General features: G+C 54.2%; 15 protein-coding genes and 1 pseudogene. 11 read left to right on the top strand and 5 right to left on the bottom strand.

Going from position 1 to position 20,259, the window contains the following annotated elements; translation table 11 throughout:
* Both AC222A_RS15450 and AC222A_RS15445 read left to right on the top strand, forming a co-directional pair.
* The coding region (locus AC222A_RS15450) for a sugar kinase (protein ID WP_486775207.1) at positions 1-716 on the top strand (716 nt) is incomplete at its 5' end.
* A gap of 61 nt (positions 717-777) precedes the next feature.
* The gene (locus tag AC222A_RS15445) at positions 778-2,718 is read left to right on the top strand and encodes a TonB-dependent receptor plug domain-containing protein (protein ID WP_486775206.1); all 1,941 of its coding nucleotides are present in this window, start codon (positions 778-780) and stop codon (positions 2,716-2,718) included.
* Positions 2,719-2,893: 175 nt separating this feature from the next.
* Here AC222A_RS15445 and AC222A_RS15440 read toward each other — a convergent pair whose 3' ends face one another.
* Positions 2,894-3,763 (bottom strand): ThuA domain-containing protein, encoded by an 870-nt coding sequence (locus AC222A_RS15440; protein ID WP_372759339.1) that lies wholly within the window; start codon positions 3,761-3,763, stop codon positions 2,894-2,896.
* Between the two features lie 286 nt (positions 3,764-4,049).
* Here AC222A_RS15440 and AC222A_RS15435 point away from each other — a divergent pair, with 286 nt between their 5' ends.
* From AC222A_RS15435 to AC222A_RS15420, 4 genes are read left to right on the top strand one after another with little or no spacing between them, the layout of a single operon-like run.
* Entirely contained in the window at positions 4,050-6,839 is a 2,790-nt protein-coding gene (locus tag AC222A_RS15435; RefSeq protein ID WP_372749290.1) for a DUF7133 domain-containing protein, read from the top strand.
* On the top strand, positions 6,836-7,978 hold the full coding sequence (locus tag AC222A_RS15430; RefSeq protein ID WP_372810313.1) for a Gfo/Idh/MocA family protein: 1,143 nt from the start codon (positions 6,836-6,838) through the stop codon (positions 7,976-7,978). Before AC222A_RS15435 ends, AC222A_RS15430 begins: the two co-directional genes overlap by 4 nt.
* Entirely contained in the window at positions 7,978-9,330 is a 1,353-nt protein-coding gene (locus tag AC222A_RS15425) for a divalent metal cation transporter (RefSeq protein ID WP_372758901.1), read from the top strand. Before AC222A_RS15430 ends, AC222A_RS15425 begins: the two co-directional genes overlap by 1 nt.
* 1 nt (position 9,331) lies before the next feature.
* The gene (locus AC222A_RS15420) at positions 9,332-10,408 is read left to right on the top strand and encodes a Gfo/Idh/MocA family protein (RefSeq protein ID WP_372749086.1); all 1,077 of its coding nucleotides are present in this window, start codon (positions 9,332-9,334) and stop codon (positions 10,406-10,408) included.
* Between the two features lie 30 nt (positions 10,409-10,438).
* On the opposite strand, the gene AC222A_RS15415 is transcribed toward AC222A_RS15420, so the two are convergent.
* The gene (locus AC222A_RS15415; RefSeq protein WP_372749085.1) at positions 10,439-11,518 is read right to left on the bottom strand and encodes an AraC family transcriptional regulator; all 1,080 of its coding nucleotides are present in this window, start codon (positions 11,516-11,518) and stop codon (positions 10,439-10,441) included.
* Positions 11,519-11,664: 146 nt separating this feature from the next.
* Here AC222A_RS15415 and AC222A_RS15410 point away from each other — a divergent pair, with 146 nt between their 5' ends.
* The 5 genes from AC222A_RS15410 to AC222A_RS15390 all read left to right on the top strand — a co-directional run bounded on the left by AC222A_RS15410 (position 11,665) and on the right by AC222A_RS15390 (position 17,326).
* A complete protein-coding gene (locus AC222A_RS15410) occupies positions 11,665-12,183 on the top strand; it encodes a hypothetical protein (RefSeq protein WP_372749084.1) in 519 nt (172 codons plus the stop codon).
* 5 nt (positions 12,184-12,188) lie between these two features.
* Positions 12,189-12,953, top strand: coding sequence for an SDR family NAD(P)-dependent oxidoreductase (locus tag AC222A_RS15405; RefSeq protein ID WP_372749083.1), 765 nt, complete (start codon positions 12,189-12,191; stop codon positions 12,951-12,953).
* Positions 12,954-12,963: 10 nt separating this feature from the next.
* Positions 12,964-13,950 (top strand): Rieske 2Fe-2S domain-containing protein, encoded by a 987-nt coding sequence (locus AC222A_RS15400; RefSeq protein WP_372758900.1) that lies wholly within the window; start codon positions 12,964-12,966, stop codon positions 13,948-13,950.
* A gap of 35 nt (positions 13,951-13,985) precedes the next feature.
* On the top strand, positions 13,986-16,106 hold the full coding sequence (locus AC222A_RS15395; protein ID WP_486775205.1) for an oxidoreductase: 2,121 nt from the start codon (positions 13,986-13,988) through the stop codon (positions 16,104-16,106).
* 95 nt (positions 16,107-16,201) lie between these two features.
* Positions 16,202-17,326 (top strand): PQQ-dependent sugar dehydrogenase, encoded by a 1,125-nt coding sequence (locus AC222A_RS15390; RefSeq protein ID WP_372759882.1) that lies wholly within the window; start codon positions 16,202-16,204, stop codon positions 17,324-17,326.
* 7 nt (positions 17,327-17,333) lie between these two features.
* Here the strand turns inward: AC222A_RS15390 and AC222A_RS15385 are convergent, their stop codons facing one another.
* From AC222A_RS15385 to AC222A_RS15375, 3 genes and pseudogenes are all read right to left on the bottom strand, one after another.
* Positions 17,334-18,962: a BamA/TamA family outer membrane protein gene (locus AC222A_RS15385; protein ID WP_486775204.1), complete on the bottom strand. Its 1,629-nt coding sequence runs from the start codon at positions 18,960-18,962 to the stop codon at positions 17,334-17,336.
* A 299-nt stretch (positions 18,963-19,261) separates the two neighbouring features.
* Positions 19,262-19,792 carry a hypothetical protein gene (locus AC222A_RS15380; RefSeq protein WP_486775203.1) on the bottom strand — a complete coding sequence of 177 codons (531 nt, stop codon included), beginning with the start codon at positions 19,790-19,792 and terminating at the stop codon, positions 19,262-19,264.
* 205 nt (positions 19,793-19,997) lie between these two features.
* A pseudogene (locus tag AC222A_RS15375) lies at positions 19,998-20,259 on the bottom strand (TOTE conflict system archaeo-eukaryotic primase domain-containing protein); the annotation flags it as partial.

The raw sequence follows: 20,259 nt of genomic DNA, 5'->3' as shown, positions 1-20,259 counted from the left end.
TTCTTGATCGGGCGCACGCGGAGGGTGTCGGTACTGCCGGTGTCCAATTTGACCCCGACGCATTGCCCGGAATGTACCTGATTCAGAACGACGCCAGTGGCGAGCGCGAATTTTTCTATTGGCGCGAGCACAGCCCGGCACGGCGTCTATTTGATAGTGATGAAAAGCTCAAGGCTTGCATTGAATACTGCTGTAAAAGTGAGTGGCTGTATCTCAGTGGTATTACGGTTGCGGTGATGGCACAGCAACAGAAGCGTCGTTTTCTTGAATTTCTTAAAGCGCTCAAAAATACAGGGGTGAGTATAGCCTTCGATCCAAATTATCGTCCGCGCCTTTGGGATTCGGTAGAAGATGCCAAGCTCTGGCATGCCACGCTGATGGGCTATAGTGATCTGGTGTTGCCGACGCTGGTTGATGAACAGGCTTTGTGGGGTGCGGACAGCGCGAAATCTGTTATAGAACACTGTCAGGCCGCTGGTGTTACCACGGTGGTTGTGAAATGTCCCAATGCGCAGGCCGTGGCCTGGAATGGTAATGAGTCAGTCGAGTGCGGTACGCGTTACCGTGGCCTGGTTGTGGATACCACTGGCGCTGGCGATGCCTTCAATGCAGGTTTTCTTGCAGCCCATCTTGCCGGACAATGCTTGGCAGAATGCCTGCAACGCGCTCATGAGGTCGCTTCTCGTGTGCTTGCCGTGCGCGGTGCGCTTCCCTGATATGCTGCTTGCGGCAACTGTCAGTGTTTCCTTGGTGTAGTTTGTATAGATGGTGATTCGTGTGCGCGTTTTTACAGCCCTGGGGCTTGTCGGCAGCCTGCTTTCGAGCACAGTGATAGCAGACGGCCTCGAATCGATTCTGGTAACCGCCAATGCGCCGGTTGATCAATCGGTGGGCTACCTGGACTCTCTGGATATTATTACGCGAGAACAGATTTCGCTTCAGCAACCAGTCGATACCAATCAACTGCTCGACGGGATTGAGGGCGTATACGCATCCCGCGAAGGTGGTCCCGGAGGCGTAAACAGTCTGACTGTGCGTGGCGCTGAACCGAATTTTGCGGTCGTGCTGATCGACGGAGTGGCTGTGAATGATCCGACCAATACTCGCGGTGGTTCGTTTGATCTGGCAACGATGTCTGCCATTGCCGTGCGTCGTGTCGAATTAATCAAGGGTCCACGCAGTGTCGTCTATGGCTCCGACGCCTTGGCCGGCGTCGTCAAGCTGATTACAGCGCCAACAGAGGGAGAGAGCAGTGGTCTGCAGCTCTATCAAGAATCCCAGGAGTATGGTGCGTTTCGCCAGGCCGGTGAAGCGGTGCTGGCAAACGCCCATCACGCGGTGAGCTTGCAGGCGTCACGAGAAGACAGCGGACGAGTGTGGCAGGGCAGCCTGCGAACGCTGGAAGAAAAGGCGGTTCATTATCGCGCTGACTTTGATCACAGCACATTGCAGCTGGGAGGCCGTCAGGCCGAGTTCGACAAACGAGCCTATCCTGAGCAGAGTGGTGGCCCCCGGTTTTCGACGAGTGCTGAGCGCGATATCAGTATCGGCGACGATCAGACGGCTTACATCTCGAGCGAAATCTCACCAATGACAAGCTGGCGTGTTGCAGCGCAGTACTCAGAATTCGATCGTTTTCTGGATTACTACTCGCCCGGTATCGCCCCTTACAATAATGTGCCCGAAAATTTCTATACGGCGGATTATTCGCGGCAGCAATGGCGGCTGGTCAGTGAGCAGCGTTTGGGAAGCATTAATCTAAACGTGGGCATCGATCGCCGCTGGGAAAGTGGTGTCAGCGAGGGGCAAGTGGTGTTCACGAGTATCCCCGTTGATGCGCTCGGCTTTTTGCTGGGCTTGCCGTCACCCCCGGTGGAAACCGGTCTGGGGCTGCCGGTCGAGCTTGCGCTGGATACAGACTACAGCCTGCGGCGTACAACACAGGGTCGTTTTGCCGAGCTGAACTGGCAATCCGACGGTGACTGGGTGTTGAGCGCGGGTATTCGTCGCGACACCGGAGATGAGGCGCATGAAACGGTGCGCCGCTATCGCGTGAGCGTTCCTGCCGGATTAACCCGGATAAATTTTTCTTACTCAGAAGGCTTTAAATTACCCAGTTTTTTCGCGCTGGGTCATGGTCTGGTGGGAAACCCTGAGCTGAAACCTGAGCAGGTGAAAAGCTACGACATTGAATGGCTCGCGCAATGGTACGCCGTGGGGTTGGAACTTTCAGTTTTTCATACTCAGTATCATGATCTCATTGATTTTGATGCAGAGGCCTTTACCAACGTCAATCGCAATCGCGTCACTAGTCGGGGAGGCGAGATTTCACTGAACTACCGCTGGCACCGCTGGCAGTTGCGCGGTAGCTGGTCGCACGTGGCTATTGACGTGGAGCGAAGTGATCGCCGGCTCGCAAACCGGCCGGAAAACACAGCTGTACTGGAACTCAACTGGCAACCGGCTGATTACCTGAGCTGGCACAATCGTGTGCGCTGGGTCGATGAGCAATTTGCGACGTCTTTATACACAGGCGAGAGCCGCGAGTACGTGCTGGACGATTACACACTGTGGGATTCGGCACTGCGCTGGCAGCTCAACAACATGCTAGCGATAACAGCAGGCCTCGAGAACGTTGCCAACACCCGGTATCAGGAAGCGGTAGGTTTCCCCGGCCACAGTCGTTTGTTGCGTGTTGGACTGCTGTTTACCCTGTAAACGCCCTAGCGCTGGTCTTGGGTTGCGAGACGGGACGCGCGCTCCCGTCTTTTCCTTGCAAAGTTTGGCAGATCACTGACGAGGGCCGCAGTTTGCTATGCGCGAGGAGACCACACCCGCCCCTTGTTGCGGCAATAACCGGATTCTGTTTCTCTTGGTGAAAGTTACCGTCGAATTATGGGCAATCGCCTTCAAGGCCCATGCCCCAAGCTAACGCACCCTTTAGCATACTTTTATGCTCGGGACGCTCGTAGGTGTTCGCTTCGTGTCCCAGTGCTGAATAGAAAACGCGTCCGTGATTGTTCAGGCAGTGATGCCAGATAATCGGGTGGTCACCCATGTTGAGGTCACCACCCATGGCTTTAGCCTCGTAGGTGCTTTCATCGAGATTGGCCAGTACCGCAGCGCCGTCTTCACGGGGATTGTTGCCAAAACTGTACCACTCATCCTCGTGTTCCCATGTGGCGGGAAAGTGTTTGGTGGCCGGGTGCGTTTGGTCTTCGAAATGTACTGTGGCGGTCTGAAACTGAGGAAACATTGGGTGGCCGATAAACTGCCCTTTCAACAGATCTTGTTTGTACCAGTCCCAGAAGTCATAACGGGTACCGGCGGCGCCATGTACGCCAACAAAACCGCCGCCATTTTCAATATACTGCTGGAAGGCGGCTTTCTGCTCGTCTGTCCAGTTGTCGCCCGTGCAATTGTTGCCAAATATCACATCGAACTGGGCTAACTGTTCGTCATTAAATATGGCGGCATTCTCAGTGTTGTAGACTGTCCAGCCGTTTTCTTTGGCAATATTTTCCAGAGATTGGGTAGCCGCGACGATGGCCTCGGCGTGACGAAAACCATTGGTTTTGGAGAAATTTAGAATGCGCGGACGCGGGCCAAGCGTCTCTGGCAGTACAGGTGCGACTGTGTCGATCACTGGTTCGCCCTTGCCCATTGAGCGTTTAATGTTCTCATAAGTATCGCAACCGGTTAGTGCAAGGCTGCCGAGAATAAGAATAAGCGCGCAATAGCGGCTTTTGAAGAAATGGGGCATGAGCGATACTCTGTTTTGTTTGACAGTTTATGAACACATTGTAGTGTTTCTTTGTAGCCCATCGCCTTGACAGCCTCGGGGTGTTTCCGGGAGACTGCCCATATTGGCCTGACCACCTGTCCAAAGTTAGCAGAGGTTGTGGGGACGGATCAAGTGTACATGGAGTGGCTGGGATGCTGGTGCCCCTTGCGCCGTGCAGTTTCAGGCGCCGCAAACGAAGTGGCAGCAGCTGGAGATGTGCGCGCAAGGCAGTTTCCCGGCATGTAAACAATAAAAGGCATTATTCATGAAAAAGTGGTTTGTCTCCTTCGCTGTCATTCTAGGCATTGTTGCTGCTGCGGTTTCATTCTGGCAAACACGTGAAAAAGTGCCAGTGTATCTGGCGGTGGAAACGCCACCCGCACCTGCGCTGACACCGGTAGAGGCCCTTGCGGGCTTTACGCTCGCACCGGGATTTTCGGTAGAACTGGTGGCAGCCGAACCCTTGGTGGTCGACCCGGTAGCGATGGCGTGGGACGAATCCGGTCGTCTTTTTGTGGTGGAGATGCGCGGCTTTATGCCAGACACTGAAGGCACTGGCGAAGACAAGCCGATCGGTCGAGTAGTAATGCTGCTGGATGAAAATGGCGATGGCCAGATGGACCGCAGTGAGGTGTTTCTCGACGGGTTGGTGCTGCCGCGAGCCGTTGCCGTGGTCAATGAAGGTCTGTTGGTGGGGGAACCGCCCAATCTCTGGCTATGCCCGGATATTCAGGGTAAATCGCGTTGCGAGAATAAACGTAAAGTTGCTGATTACGCGACAGACTACGAGCGTGTCAGCATGGAGCACTTAGAAAATGGTCTGATGCAGGGGCTGGATAATTGGCTGTACAACGCCAAATCCGAACGTCGTTTTCGCTTTTTCAACGGCGAACTTCAGGTAGAAAAGACATTGGCTCGTGGCCAGTGGGGTATCAGTCAGGATAATCAGGGGCGGCTGTACTACAACACCAATTCCAATTTTCTCACCGGCGATTATTTTCCTGGTCACAGCCTGAATGGTGTCAGCGCCGGGTTGGGTGAGCAAATTAGTATCGATGACGAAGTGTTCAGTATTCGCGTGAATACGGGTGTAAATCGTGCCTATCTTGATGGTGTGCTACGAGATGATGGACGACTGAAAGCACCAACAGCTGTCAGCGGCTTGGCGGTTTATCGTGGAGGTCAGTTTCCTTCAGACTACTGGCAGGATATTTTTGTGCCGGAGCCGGCAGCTAACGCCATTGTTCAACTGCGAGCCGGGCTGAATGAATTCTCAGTCAAAGCGGAGCATGTTACCTATCCCGACAGGCATTGGGGGCAGCGTGAATTCTTTGCCTCCACGGATGAGCGTTTTCGGCCGGTGGATCTGAAAGTCGGGCCGGACGGTGCGCTATATGTGATCGATATGTATCGCGGCATTATCCAGCACAAAGCCTTTCTCACCGATGAGCTGAAAGCTCAAATCAAAGCGCGCGGTCTCGAAAAGCCCTTGGGACAGGGGCGCATTTGGCGTATCACCCATACGGAATCACCGCAATTGAAGGCGCCGAATCTGGCTTTAGCATCTGTTGAGCAGCGCATAGCGGCGCTTGGCCACAGCACGCCGTGGGTGCGCGATACAGCGCAGCGCCTGCTGGGCGCGGATGCAAATGCAGTTCAACCGTTAAAGATGTTGGTGGCAGATGCATCCAATCAACTTGCGGTAGTGCACGCACTGTGGGCGCTTGAAGCGCAGCAAGTGCTCGATGCCGACACAGTGGTGAAAGCCATTGAACGCAAGCAGAACATAGTGACCCGGCAGGCATTGCGTGCCGGGGGGCGCTTGCTGGATATTGATCAGTTGCTGGGGTTGTCGGCCGAGGACCTTGGTGACACTGCCAGCGCATTGGCGTGGCTCAATGCGTTGACGTCGCATAATCAGCATATGGCGGTGCAACATCGGTTATTGCAGCAGCTGCAGGCTCATGGCCAGGACGTGTTTCGCCGTGAAGCCGTTGTGCGTGCCAGTGCTGGTGTCGAGTTGGCAATACTTGAACAGCTACTGTCATTGGCGTTGACACAGACAGCGGCCAATCAAGCTGCCTTGCGGGATCTGGTGGCTGGCGCCTACATGAGTCAGCGGGCTGCGGCGGCCGGGCAGGGCACAGATAAACTGATTGCGTTGCTGGCGCAGATTAACGCCCAGCGCGAGGATAAGCAGTGGCGACAGATTGCTATGCTTGAAGGCCTGAAAAAAGCTGCGCGCTCATTTGACGAACCATTAATGCTGGATCAGGCGCCCGCGCTGTTCACTGACAAGTCTCTGGCCGGAGATGACCCTCTATGGCTTGCCCGCATCGATGCACGCCGGGCTTTCACCTGGGAAGGCGACGAAATGGCTGGTGGCAAGGCGCCGTTGACGGGCGAGCAGGTAGCTCTGCTGGAAAAGGGAAAGGCCTTTTACAGCCACTGTGCCAGCTGCCACGGCGACAAAGGACAGGGTGTGGCCGGTCTGGCGCCGGAGCTTGCCGGCTCGCAATGGGTCACCGGCCCGGTGGAGTGGCTGACTCGTATTGTGCTTGATGGCATGCAGGGGGAGATCGAAGTTAACGGCAAAATCTGGAATGGGGTGATGCCTGGACATCGCCAGTTTCCGGGGTTGGATGCGGAAACGCTGACGGGGCTGCTGATTCATCTTCGGCGTCTGGGCAGTAATGCAGCGGATGCGCCAACGATCGCGCAGGTGAGCGAAATCTTGTCATTGCCCGCGCGCAATTCGCCCTGGACTGCAAAGTCCATTCGTGAGGTGCCCTATGCCTCGCCGCTGGATAAGTACCTCGGGAAATACAAAATCAGTTTCATTACCTTTACCTTCAGTATTCAAGATGGCCAGCTGGTGGCGGCAGCGCCCATGTATGGCGATACGGTGCTCAAAAACATCGGCGAACACCGTTTTATGGCTGAGCAGGGCGGCGAAGCTCTGGAATTCCGCTTTGAGGTCGACAAGCAAGGAAATGTGGATGCGCTGTATATTGTTCGCGGTGGCGCTGAAAATCGAGTGGAGAAGGTCAAGTGACAGTACGACTGGGCGTGATCGGTCTGGGTAATATTGCCCGCCAGCATATTCAGAATGTGGTCAGCGGTGCGGTGCCGGGATGTACTGTCAGCGCCATCTGTTCGCGCACAGTGCCTGACGAACTACCGGAGGGGGCACAGCACTTTTCCGACTATCGTGATCTGATTGGCAGCGGTGCATGTGATGCAGTACTGGTGGCCTCGCCCACTTTTTATCATCGGGAAATGGGGTTGGCGGTTCTGCAATCGGGTTTGCACCTGATGATGGAAAAGCCGATTGCGCTGAGTAATCACGAAGCGCAGGAAATGTTGGCGGCGGCGCAGCCGGATCAGGTATTTGGATTGATGTTGAACCAACGCTGTTCGCCGGTGTTTAAAGCCATCAAAGCGGTGATTGATGCCGGTGAGCTGGGCGAAATAAAGCGCACCCACTGGACCATGACCAACTGGTTTCGACCCGACGTGTATTTTGCAGTCAGCGATTGGCGCGCCACGTGGAAAGGCGAGGGCGGCGGGCTGTTAGTGAATCAGTGCATTCACAACCTCGATATTTTTCAGTGGTTGTGCGGCATTCCCGAATCAGTGCAGGGTTTCTGCTCGATGGGAAAATATCACCCCATTGAAGTGGAAGACGAAGTGACCGCTTATTTCACCTACGCGAATGGTGCCAGTGGAACCTTCATTGGTTCTACCGGTGAGGCGCCCGGTTTCAACCGGCTTGATATTGTGGGTGATCGCGCCAGCCTTACGTTTGACGGCCAGCGTATCGTGTTGCATGACAATCAGACTTCGGTGGCTGAGTACTGTCGTTCCACTAGGGATATGTTTGGTGTGCCTCAGGTTCGGTCGCGAGACATTACGCCGGAGGACGCAAACAACAATCAGCACGCCGAGATACTGAATAATTTTGTTGCTGCCATCGTGCGCGGCGAAACGCTGATCGCGCCGGCGGCTGATGGACTCAACTCGCTGGGCATAGCTAACGCCATTCTCTTGTCGCATTGGCAAGGCCAGGCCGTGGCATGTCCGCCGGATGCAGCTATCTACCAGGCGGCGCTGGATGAGCGTATCCAGCAATCGCAACTGCGGGAACGACAGGACATTGAGGTTACCATTGATATGGACAAGAGTTACCGCTGATGAACGAACAGAGCCAGCTGGCACGTATTGCCGACATGCCCGCACCGGGTCGCGCCTGGAACTATCTGAAACTCAGCGGCCCCGGCTGGCTGCAGGGCGCCATGACGCTTGGGGGCGGCTCAGCCATTACGTCTCTTACTTTAGGTGCGGTATACGGCTACGAACTGTTGTGGGTGCAGCCGGTCTCCATGCTGATTGGTTGTATCATGCTGTTTGCGTTATCCCATCAGACGCTGTCAACTGAAGAAAGGCCTTACCAGGCTTTTCGCAAACATGTGCATCCCTCGCTTGCTTGGCTGTGGGCAGTATCGGCCCTGCTGTCGAGTATTATTTGGGGCTTCTCCCATTATCCGCTAAGCGCTGGCATGTTCGAGGAGCTGATCAGCGTCGTCATCGGTTTTGATATAAGATCCGACGGCGGCGTGCAGCGGGAAATATACCTTTTCGTACTCGCGGTAATCGTCTGGGGCGTCTGTGCGACGACAGCCTGGCATTACGGTCGTGGCGGTCGCACCGTATTTCTGTTTGAAAATGCAGTCAAGATTCTGTCGGGGCTTATCGTAGCCTGTTTTGCCTGGGTGGTGATTGAATCCAGCCTCAAGGGGCAGGTGGACTGGTCCGCGGTGTGGCGGGGCTATATTCCCACCAGCTTGCCGAGCGACAGTGACGGTCTGGTGACCGTAATGGCCGCACTTGGTACAGCGGTGGGTATCAACATGACGTTTGTCTATGGATATACCTTGCTCAACCGCAACTGGGGGCGCGCCCATCGTGAACTGGCCCGCTACGATATTGTTATTGGTCTTGTGCTGCCGTATCTGTTGGTTACGGGCTTAATGTCTATTGCCGCTGCTGGTGTTTTGCATGGCGGTGAGGCTACGCTAACTGGCCGCCTGAATCCCGAAACCGCAACCCGATTGTTTGCGGAAGCAGGGATCAGTGAACTTGGCTCAAGGCTGATCTTTAGTCTCGGCATATTGGGTATGGCCGCAGGCTCTCTGGTCATGCATATGCTTTGCTGCGGCTCAGCTGCCGCTGAGTTATTTGGCTGGGAGCATCATTCACGACGCTACCAGCTGGCACTGCTACTCCCCACGCCAGCAGTGTTAGGAGTTTTCCTGTGGTCGAGTATGGGCCCCTATGTCATTCTGCCGACTTCAGCGATCTGTGGTTTCCTGCTACCGGTAGCCTACCTCGGCTGGTTTTGGCTCAATAATTCCGAGAGCTATCTGGGAACGGATATGCCACGGGGGCAGCGGCGTATTGTATTCAATGTCGCCATGTTGATGTGCATTGCAACGGTGCTGGCCAGTGTGATCTACACCACGATTGTGAAACTGAGCGGAGCGTGATGTGACTAATATCAAGGATGGTGCGAGCTACGCGCCGTCAGCCGATATCGAGCCGGTTGTAGCACCTGGGGAATTCAAGTTTGCGGCGGCCTTTCTGGACCACGGACACATTCTCGGTCAGTGTAACGGCTTGTGTGATGCCGGTGCCGAACTGACCAAAGTATTTGAGCCTGATCCAGAGCGACTCGCCTGGTTTTTGGAGCGCTTTCCGCAGGCGCAGGCTGTTGCCAGTTTTGACGAGATATTGGGTGATGACAGTATCGAGTTGGTGGCGGCGGCGGCGGTACCGGACCGTCGTGCCGGGATTGGCTTGCAGGTGCTCAAATCAGGCAAGGACTACTTTACCGACAAATCACCCTTTACCACGCTTGATCAGTTAAGCGACGTTAAACACACAGTGGCAGAGACTGGTCGCAAGTATCTGGTTTATTATGCCGAGCGCCTGCATAACGATGCTGCGTGGATGGCGGGTGAGCTGATTGCAGACGGCGCCATAGGCCGAGTATTGCAGGTGGTCAATCTGGCCCCACACCGGTTGGCTGCATCTACCCGACCGGACTGGTTTTTTCGGAAATCCAGTTACGGCGGTATTCTGACGGATATCGGTTCGCATCAGGTTGAACAGTTTTTAACTTATACGGGCTGCGCGGACGCAACCGTAAATTTTGCCAGAGTGGAAAACTTCAATAACCCGGACTATCCGGAGCTGGAAGACTTTGGCGAAATGTCCCTGACCGCCGACAACGGCGCTTCGTTTTACAGTCGGGTAGACTGGTACACTCCGGAGGGCTTACCAACATGGGGTGATGGTCGCACGTTTATTGTTGGCACTCTGGGTACGCTGGAATTGCGCAAGTATCTTGATGTGGCGCGCAAGGCACCGTCCTCTCTATTGATTTCGGTCAACGGAGAATCCGTGCAAGAGCGCGAATGCCTGAATCAATCGGGCTTTCCGTTCTTTGGGCAGATGATACTGGATTGCATGCACCGAACAGAAAACGCCATGACGCAGGCGCACTGCTTCAAGGCGGCAGAGTTAAGTTTGATTGCGCAGCAAATGGCGGACAAAAACCGATAACTCGTTTGCGGGCGCACTGCCCGCGAAACACTACTCTTCTTCAGCCTGATTCCGAAACTGCTTCGGTGTCATCCCCGTCCAGCCTTTGAAAGAGCGGATAAACGAGCTCGGTTCGAGAAAGCCAAGCATTTCGCCTATCTCATGTATCTTCAGCTTCTCGTCGCGAAGATAACGAATAGCCAGATCGCGCCGGTAGCGATCTTTCAGTTCTTGGTAGCTGGTACCTTCTTTTTGCAGTCGCCGGCGCAGGCTCGACGGTGACAGGTGTAGAAAATCTGCCATGGCTTCAAAGGTGGGCGGCGCACCGGTAGGTGATTTGGCGAGCAGTGATTTGATGGCTGCGCCGGTGCTGGCAGGCCGGCTGTCCTGAACGATCATGGTATATACAGCATTGTCGAGAAATTCATCCAGCGACTCGGGAGTATGCACCATGTGGTTATCGAGCTGGCTGGCGGTAAAGTAAAGAGCTGTAAGTGGTGCGTCGAAATCGACATTGACCTGAAACACGCTGCGCAGGCTCTCAGCATAGGGTTCTGAAATATTTGGGGCCGAAATGGTGACGCGATCCAGATCGATATTGCGGCCGATCAGCCAGCCCATGAATACATACCAGATGCGCAGCCCGGAGGCTTTGGCCACAGTGTCGATATAGAGGGTTCGATCCCATTCTTCCGGGGCGTAGGTGCGGTTGGCGGCGTCGCTGTTAATGAGGTAGTGCAGAGCGGCCATCTCGCCCTCTTCAATCAATTCGATCCGATGGCCGGTTTGGGGTTGCATCATCCGCTCAAAACGGGCGGCGCGATGCAGGGCTTCGCGCAGAGTATGGCAGGTGATCACGCTGTAGCACATGAATCGGAATACGTCCGTGCCTATGCCGGCGCCCCATGGCAGCGCCATATCAAGACGCTGCATATCCTGGGCAGCGATCTCGTAGAGGCGCGAATAGCGGTAGCTGGAGACGCCGGTGTTTCTGTCCAGAGCATCGATTTCGGACTTGCTCAGCCCCGCAGCGTGCGCCAGCCCCTCGGCGTCCAGACCAATCTTTTCAAGATAGTCCAGCAGGCGCTGGAATTTTCCCGCCGGGGTGAGATGTTCCTTGTTATTGCTCATAGCATCCCGTGCTTTTTCAATTATAAGAATGACTTGCTGCAGCGAACTTAAATGCTGGTGAAAACGCGTCAATTTGTGCTGTTGGCCAGCCGGGGCTTGACTACACTGTGTAAAAACCAAAACAGTTTATAACCGGAGGGCTGGCTATGGCCGCCGAATTTGCCACCCACATTCGCCGTGAGGCGTGCACCAATGGTATCACCAATTGTGTATTCAATGGCGTGATTGCCTGGTATCTCGTTCGCACCAAAGACGCTATTCCGGTGTGGGGCGGCCACGGCTTGTTGGTGGATTTTTTTGCCACTGGCCTGATTCTGCTTTTTATCGTTACGCTGATCGTGGTGCCGCTTACCCGGCGTAAGCTGAAGCAGGGAGAATTGCTGCCGGACACACTACCGGAAAGCGCCTACAGCCGATTCCTTTTGTTTCTGGGCCAGCGCCATCTTGCACTGGCATCGTTGATGCTTGGTTTGGTTGGCGCCAGTCTGTTCGTACCTCCCACCGCGGTGATTTTTGCGCTGCTCCAGGTAGATCTGCTGAGCCCGCAGGTATTTGCGGCGACCAAAGGTGTATGGGCCGGACTGATTGCCGGTGCCATGGTGCCGGTCATGATTCGCGTTGGTGTGTATTCCTATCTTGTCCAATTAAAACCTGTTGAGAATTGAGTGCTATGAGTAAATTACTTCTGAATAAAGCGGCTCTTGTCACTGGCGGTGGTTCCGGTATCGGCCGGGCAATAAGCCAGACGCTGGCCCGCGAAGGTGCCAAGGTCGCCGTAGCCGATTTTAACGAGGACTATGGTCAGGAGTGCGTTGAGCTTATACAGCAAGCGGGCGGCGAAGCCATTTTCCTCAAGGTGGATGTTACCCGGGAAGATCAGGTGAAGCAGATGGTTGCCGATACGGTAGCGGCCTTCGGTAGGCTCGATGTTGCCTGCAACAACGCGGCAGTGAGTCGCGGTAGTGGCCCTATTCACCAGTTCACGAAAGAAGTGTTCGATCAGACACTGGAGATGTGCCTGACCAACACTTGGTTGTGCATGAAGTACGAAATTGAAACTATGCTGGGGCAGGGCGGTGGCGCTATCGTCAATATTTCTTCCAACGCATCCCTGCGCGGGCAGGCTTACAACACGGCCTATGCGAGCGCCAAAGGTGGGGTGAATATTCTGACCAAAAGTTCGGCGGCAGAGTACGGTGCGCAAGGCATTCGAATTAATGCCATTTCTCCCGGCGTGATTCGTACTCCGGGGCTGGAAAAGTATTTCGAGGAGCAGCCCAAAATGGCCGAGGGCCTGAAGAAGGTTGCCGTCATGAATCGGCTCGGCGAACCGGAAGAAATTGCCGAGGCGGTGGCGTTCCTGGCGTCTGACAAAGCGTCCTTCATTACTGGTCAGTTGCTGTCTGTGGATGGCGGCGGCGCTATTCGCGGTTAAGGAGGTGGAAATGAAAACACGTGTTCCTCTGCCGATGCCCTATGGCTGGTTTCAGGTGTTGTATTCTCACGAGCTGGTCGCTGGGGAATCAAAACCACTGGAATATTTTGATACGGAGCTGGTTATTTTTCGCACCGAGTCTGGTGAAGCAAAAGTACTGGATGCCTATTGCCCGCATATGGGTGCCCATTTGGGTTATGGCATACGCGATCAGGCAGGCGGCGGTTCGCAGGTGAACGGCGAAAGCATTGTCTGCCCTTTTCATGGGTGGGAGTACAACGGCGATGGCGTATGTACCAAGGTGCCTTATGCTAATAATCCCCCGCCTAAAGTGGCGCGCTGTGAAAAGGTAATTAAGAACTGGCAGGTGCGTGAACTGAATCAGTGTATTTACGTGTGGTATCACCCTGAGGGTATCGAGCCGACCTTCGAGCCAGAAGCCATACCAGAGGCGGCCGCAGACAATGCCGAGTGGGGCGAGCTGAAGACCTACGAGTGGGAGATAGATACCCATATGCAGGAGATTGGTGAGAACGCCGTAGACTCGGCGCACTTCTTCTTCGTGCATGGCACGGCTGACGTGCCTACGCCAACTGAGATGACCTTTGATGAACACAAACGCTATGGTTTTCTTGAAACTGAAATGCACACGCCTAAAGGTACCGTGCACGGCAGTATTGAGAACAGCAGTATTGGTCCGGGGATTGCGTTGGTGAGATTTAGTGGCATTTGTGAAACCGTATTGATGGCCAATATCTCACCGATAGCACCGGAAAAATCGATTGCGAAATATGCCTTCATACAACGCGCGGATGCAGGAAAAACTGCCAGTCGCGTTGGTCAGGCCATCATCGATGATATTCGCAAGCAGATGGACGAGGACCGCATCATCTGGGCGCACAAACGTTACCTGGCAAAACCTATGTTATGTGATGGCGATGGTCCCTTTAACCGTTTTCGTAAATGGTATGGGCAATTTCTGATCTCTGCTGCTTAAACGGCGACCAGGGCTATAAAGGACTGATTACGTCGATGTTAGATAACTACAACCATCTCCTCCAGCCGGGCCGAATTGGTACCCTGACCTTGAAAAACCGCATGTTTGTAACGGCGATGGGGGTCAATCTCGCTGAACCTGATGGACATTGTGGCGAACAGATTCGAGCCTTCCACGAAGAACATGCCAAGGGCGGTGCGGCGTTGATTACCTTGGGGGTTGCCGGTGTGGCGTGGCCACATGGTGGCAATCAGCCGCGCCAAGTCGCGATTTCAGATGATCGCTTTATCCCGGGATTAAAAGCCCTGGCGGATGCTGTGCACAAGCACGATGCCAAAGTTGTTGCCCAACTTCACTTTGGTGGACTGGTTGGTGTAGAAGACATGAAAGCCGGGCGTCCAGTGTGGATCCCGTCGATGCCTGTGTTCAAACAGAGCGATCTTGAGGCGGGTATGCTCAAGGAGGAAATTCCACGCTCGGCTACCTCGCAAAAGCTCGACGTAAAATTGCATCCGATGACCCACGATGACATTGCTTCTCTGGTGGCACAATTTGCGCAGGCCGCGCGCCGTGTGTGTGAAGCGGGTATGGATGGCCTGGAAATTCATGGTGGCCACGGTTACATCATTTCTGAGTTTCTGTCGCCTTTGACCAATCAGCGCGACGATGAATACGGTGGTTCGCTGGAAAATCGAGCCCGTCTGCTGCTGGAAGTCATCGAGGCAGTACGTACCGAAGTGGGGCGCGAGTTTCCGGTTTGGTGCAAGCTTGATTCCGAGGAATTCGGTCAGCCCGACGGCATTTCTCTGGAAGATGCCAAAGCCGTTGCGCAAATGGCTGAGCAGGCAGGAGTGGATGCGATCACTGTTAGTGCATACCACGATACTTCTCGCGGTGCGCTGCATTCGGAATCCAATATCCCACATACCCCCGAACGACTGGTTGCCAATGCGACAGCGATAAAGCAAGGTCTGAGTATTCCAGTCATTACATCGGGTCGTATCGAACCGGAAGCCGCTAGTAAACATATCGGCCAAGGTCATTTTGATTTCTTGGGTATGGGGCGGAAGTTACTGGCCGATCCGCACTTGCCGCGCAAACTTGCGGAGCAACGGCCGCAGGATATTCGACCTTGCGTGTACTGCTACTGTTGCGTTAGTCAGATTTATCTCGAGTCACCCGTGAAGTGTGCGGTCAATCCCGATACGGCGGCGGAAACAGAAGATCTAATGGCGCCGGCTACAAGTGTGAAGCGCATTGCGGTGGTGGGCGGTGGCCCAGGCGGGATGGAAGCTGCGCGCAGGCTTACGCTGCGCGGGCACGATGTTACTTTGCTGGAAAAGAGTGGTGTTCTGGGTGGCACGTTGCAGTTCGCGTCTATCGCTTATGAGCCCAACGGTAAGTTGCTTGACTGGCTCAAGCGTCAGGTTAGAACTCTGCCAATTGCTATTCATCTCAATACTGAAGCCACGCCGGAAGTACTTCGCCGTTTGCAAGTTGATGTTGTGGTGGTTGCCACCGGCGCACGCAGAGAGATGCCGGAGATACCTGGCGCTGATCGGCCTTTTGTGTTCAGTGGCGATGAAATGCGGGCTATGGTCTTGGGGGAAAAGCTACAATCGCTGCGCAGCAAGCTCAATGGTTTTTCACGTTTTATGCTGGCAGCCGGCGCAGTGACGGGGGCCAGCAGGCATCGGCAATTGGTCAATATCGCCACCCGACACTGGCTGCCTCTAGGCCAGCGGATTGTGATTGTTGGCGGCGAACTGGTTGGGCTGGAGTTGGCCGAGTATCTCGCGCATCGCGGTAAGCAGGTCGTGGTGCTCGAACAGAGTAGCCGTCCGGGCGCTGGATTGTACCTCGTGCGCCGACTACGGTTGCTGGAAGAGCTTCGCGAATCGGGTGTTACTCTGATCAGTAAGGCGGCGGAAATTACCATTGGCGATCATAAGGTGGCCTACCGCAATTATCGCGGTCAAATCCGACAGCTGGGGGCTGACCATGTGGTTGTTGCCCAAGGCGCACAGGGCAACTTGGCGCTCGCCGAGGCGTTACAGGTACAGGGCTTTGATGTGCATGCTGTAGGTGATTGCAGCGGTGTTACGTATATTGAGGGTGCTATGCACGAAGCTGCGCGCGTTGCTGCTATTGTATAGCTGGTGCCGTGCCGAGTCCTCAGTAATGTAAGTAGTACGCTTGTTCTAGGTAGCGTCACATGCTAGAACAAAAGAGTACGTAACGGGAGAGAGCAATGCGAACGCTTGGTATAGTGTTGATTAGCTTTAGCCTGCTAGCCTGTATACGTTCGGACGCAGGCGGTGGCAACGCTCACGCCAGCGCGGACGCGTACCGGCTGGAAACAGTAACGCGCGAAATACGCCAGCCTTGGGGTATGACTTGGTTGCCCGACGGCGATATGCTGGTGACAAGCCGTCCCGGAGTGTTATATCGCCTCTCGCCCGAGGGCGAGCTTACTGTCATTGGTGGGCTTCCAGATATCCACGTAAATGGTCAGGGCGGCTTGCTCGATATCATCCTTTCTCCGAATTTCGCGACGGACGGCTGGCTTTACCTTTCCTATGCCAGCCCGGCACGCGATGCGTTAGGCAGCAATACCGCAATTGCCCGCGCTCGGCTTGTGGGCAATACGCTGACCGAGCGGGAAGTGTTATACAAAGCCGAACCTGATTCGGCGAGCGGCCAGCACTACGGCAGTCGTATGGCATTTGACCAAGATGGATTGTTGTATTTTTCCATTGGCGATCGAGGAGATCGCGACAGCAATCCTCAGGACCTTTCTCGTGATGGCGGCAAAATATACCGGCTTAACGCCAATGGTAGTGTACCCACTGATAATCCATTTGTGGGGCAGGCTGGCGCATTGCCGGCGATCTATTCCTATGGCCATCGTAATCCCCAGGGTATGGCAAGGCATCCTGTGTCGGGTGCCATTTGGATACACGAGCACGGACCGCGTGGCGGCGATGAAATCAATATTGTTAAAGCGGGCGCAAACTACGGTTGGCCTATTCTCAGCTACGGTATCAACTACAACGGCACGAGCTTTGCCGAGGCGCAGGCTCGCGAAGGCTACGAGTCACCTCGACACTATTGGACGCCCTCTATAGCACCTTCCGGTATGACATTTGTTACCAGTGGGCTTTACCCCGAATGGCAGGGGCACTTACTGGTGGGTTCGTTAAAATTCGGCTATATCGAGTGGGTGCGTTTGCGCGGTGACCAGGTGGCGGCCACTGCGAGACTGTTTGAGGATATTGGCCGCGTGCGGGATATCCGTCAAGGCCCTGACGGTTATCTGTACGTGGCTACAGAGGGGGACGGCATTTTGCGTGTGGTGCCGCGCGATTCGCCATAACTTTGTATTAAAACGTGCTTTTACCCGTGATTAGTAGCTGGTACCGGTCCACTGTACGGCGATTGCGAAGGGGCGCGGCGATATCGACGTGAACTACGCGACCCTGACTTGCTTTGCTTGAACTGAAGCGCAAGCCTGCCCCTACATTCGCCAAAGTAACCGTGTTAGTTGCACCGGGTGTCTGTGTATCGCGCGTTCGTCCGATATCGATATAAGTTGCCGCGCCAACCCGAATCAAGTTGAAGATATGCCAATCGCTAAAATGACGCCGCTCCACCGTGAACAAAACACGTTGATCGCCGCGCTGAGTGTCGTTTGGATACCCTCTCAGGTTGTCATCACCGCCGCTGGTCAACTGTTCATTCTGATCGATATTGTGGGCCACATCGATGCGAAGGCGCGCATGCCAACGGTTGTTCTTGTCAATAAAATGGTTGTAGCGCGTTTCGAGTGTTAGCAAGTTGCTGATCGCACGATTTTGGTCAGTATTGTACCGGCCGTTTAGCCCGCCCGTCATTTGCAGTAGGTGGTGGCGGCCTACGCTGAGTGTGTATTGATGCCGAATGTGATAGATCAATGCGTTTTCATTACTACCCCAAGCATCGCTGGCATAGCCGGCGCGGGCAAACCAGTACGCGCCCAGGCGTATGTCTTCCTGTCGCCCAATTTGAGAGACGTTTCTTGCTGTCCAGTATTGATCCTCAATAGATTCAAAAGAAAGCCACGGATAGCGTAGTCTACGATCAATTGGCGGTGCTATTTGCGTGGCGGCGATATCGTAATATGAAGTGGTGTCATCGGTCAGGCCAACGGTCCAGCGCCGGCTCGTATTATTGATCAAGCCACGTGACCAGCCGTAGTAAACCTCTGTTTTTTCTAAGTCAGTGCGAAAGCTGTTAAGTGTTTCGGTGGCGTTTGTAATCTCATCGATACGGGTTTCGTGCAGGTAGTAAATGCCGGCTGCCGTAGACGAGTTTAACGAGTAAAACGGGCGTTCCAGGCTCAGCTCCTTCACATGGCCGTCGGAATTATCTGAGTAGCTGATGTCCAGTTCCGTGTGGTTACCGAACAAATGGTCATTGCCGTAGCTGGCGCTTACACCGCTGCGGTCACTGTTGCTAAAGCGACCAATGGCCAACGACTGCCCCGTGCCCAGTAGATTGGATTCACTGATGCCTACATCGCTGGTATTTTCACCGCCTGCCCGTGAGAAAGACGCGGAGGGCGAGAGCGTCCATACGTCGCGTACCACAGTCAGTAATTCAATCTGGTCACCGCATACTCGATGCGGAACGATCATCGCGCCTGAGAAGTAATCGCTATTTCGCAGGATTCGCTCGTTTTCTTCTATGACCCTTTCGTTTAGCTGTTGTTGCTCTTGAAAGGTAAGCTTCTTAGTAACGGTAGAGTTTTGCGTATCGATATGCAGGGTGTTTGCCACCCGGTAAAGCAGGTAATTTTCCTTGGGATCGTTTTCATTAAAGATAGGCAATACCACGGGCTCGATGTCGGTAATTGTCAAACCTTCAAACGCGGTGTAGTCGATAGCCTCTCGGGTGTCGAGGAAATCAAACAGCCGAGGGTCGTCGGCTGCGTAATACGATTGACAGTCTTGACTGTGTCCGACTTCGCCCATAACCCACGTAGCTGAGGACAGAGCGACCAGCAAAGTGAAATATGGGATTAGCCTCATGAACAGTTCGCACTTCTAACCGTTTGAGTAATTAGCGTAGAAGGATGTGAGATGGCCAACAATGTCATTGTGTATTATTGCGCAAATGACTCGCATTGTGTGCTAGGTGTGCCTCCACTCTATCTTGGAGGAGGGCCTGAAGTAATTCACGACTCTCGGGGCGGTATTTTTACCAGAAGAAAGAGTAGGGCCTTGCAGTGCGCTTTTGTCGCACGCTGCAAGGCAATAACTACCGCAAGCGATTAGAAACGATTCATGGTTCTCGTTTGTGCTACACGGTGGTTGTCTCTGCGATGGCTGTCACGATGGCGATAGGCATTGTCTTGATCGCTTCGGCGATGATGGTGTCGCTCATGGTCGTGACGCTCTCTATGCCAGGCGTGGTGATGGCGATCGTGGTCGTGATACTTGCGCTTATGGTACTTCTTCTTTTCCCACCGTGAGTGTGAGTGATAATGCTTGTCATAGTATTTGTGCGCGCGATAGTGTTTTTGCGGTTTGTGGTAGTGGCCGCGGTGATGACGATGCTGGTCGCCATGACAATTACGATGCGCATAGCGGTGGTTAACATGGTAGCTGGTTGTGTGATGATCTCGATCACGCGAATCGTAAGCGGCGTAGATTACAGCTGCACCTAACAACAAGGCGGCGGCCTCTTTCCCATCGGCTTGCGCTTGCGCAGGCGCGATGGCGACAGCCATTGCCAGCGCAGCGGCCCCAATGATGGCGCGGAAATCAGCGTATGGTCGGGTTGAATTGTTGGTTAATTGCATATTGGCATCCTCCTCGGAGCGTCAAATGCAATGTAACGTTGAGTATATGAATGAAGCCTGAAGGGGTGGCTGCCAAACAAAAAAGGCTTCACCTTTCGGCGAAGCCTTTTATGTATTGGTGGTGAGACGGGACGCCGGTTTTGTTCCCATAATAGGAACTGAACTAGTCCCTCAATTGCTTTAGTAAGCCAATGCGGGTCTATGCTTACGCAGGAGCTTCGGAACCCTGTTTGTCAGAAGTTAGCAGAAACTCGGTTGACAATTGGCTTGGCTCCGCGGCTTCACCATTGAACGAAATTTGATATCCCATTGCCTTATAGCTTTTCTCCCGTTTGTTGAACATTCGTTGCAACATAGGGAGCGAGCAATCGACATAATCGTAAATGGTGACACGGTCTTTGCCATCCGACTCTCGGTGAATACGCCCAGCATACTGAGCCAGTGAACCTTTCCATGCAATGGGCATG

The organism is Litorivivens sp. (genome assembly GCF_057445395.1).
The sequence above is the reverse complement of the archived record's forward strand: the minus strand, read 5'-3'. Positions and strand labels throughout refer to the sequence as shown.

Coding starts and splice junctions, on each gene's coding strand:
- AC222A_RS15440 (WP_372759339.1), bottom strand. CDS start 3,763: ATGCCCCATTTCTTCAAAAGCCGCTATTGCGCGCTTATTCTTATTCTC.
- AC222A_RS15435 (WP_372749290.1), top strand. CDS start 4,050: ATGAAAAAGTGGTTTGTCTCCTTCGCTGTCATTCTAGGCATTGTTGCT.
- AC222A_RS15425 (WP_372758901.1), top strand. CDS start 7,978: ATGAACGAACAGAGCCAGCTGGCACGTATTGCCGACATGCCCGCACCG.
- AC222A_RS15415 (WP_372749085.1), bottom strand. CDS start 11,518: ATGAGCAATAACAAGGAACATCTCACCCCGGCGGGAAAATTCCAGCGC.
- AC222A_RS15410 (WP_372749084.1), top strand. CDS start 11,665: ATGGCCGCCGAATTTGCCACCCACATTCGCCGTGAGGCGTGCACCAAT.
- AC222A_RS15405 (WP_372749083.1), top strand. CDS start 12,189: ATGAGTAAATTACTTCTGAATAAAGCGGCTCTTGTCACTGGCGGTGGT.
- AC222A_RS15400 (WP_372758900.1), top strand. CDS start 12,964: ATGAAAACACGTGTTCCTCTGCCGATGCCCTATGGCTGGTTTCAGGTG.
- AC222A_RS15395 (WP_486775205.1), top strand. CDS start 13,986: ATGTTAGATAACTACAACCATCTCCTCCAGCCGGGCCGAATTGGTACC.
- AC222A_RS15390 (WP_372759882.1), top strand. CDS start 16,202: ATGCGAACGCTTGGTATAGTGTTGATTAGCTTTAGCCTGCTAGCCTGT.
- AC222A_RS15385 (WP_486775204.1), bottom strand. CDS start 18,962: ATGGGCGAAGTCGGACACAGTCAAGACTGTCAATCGTATTACGCAGCC.
- AC222A_RS15380 (WP_486775203.1), bottom strand. CDS start 19,792: ATGCAATTAACCAACAATTCAACCCGACCATACGCTGATTTCCGCGCC.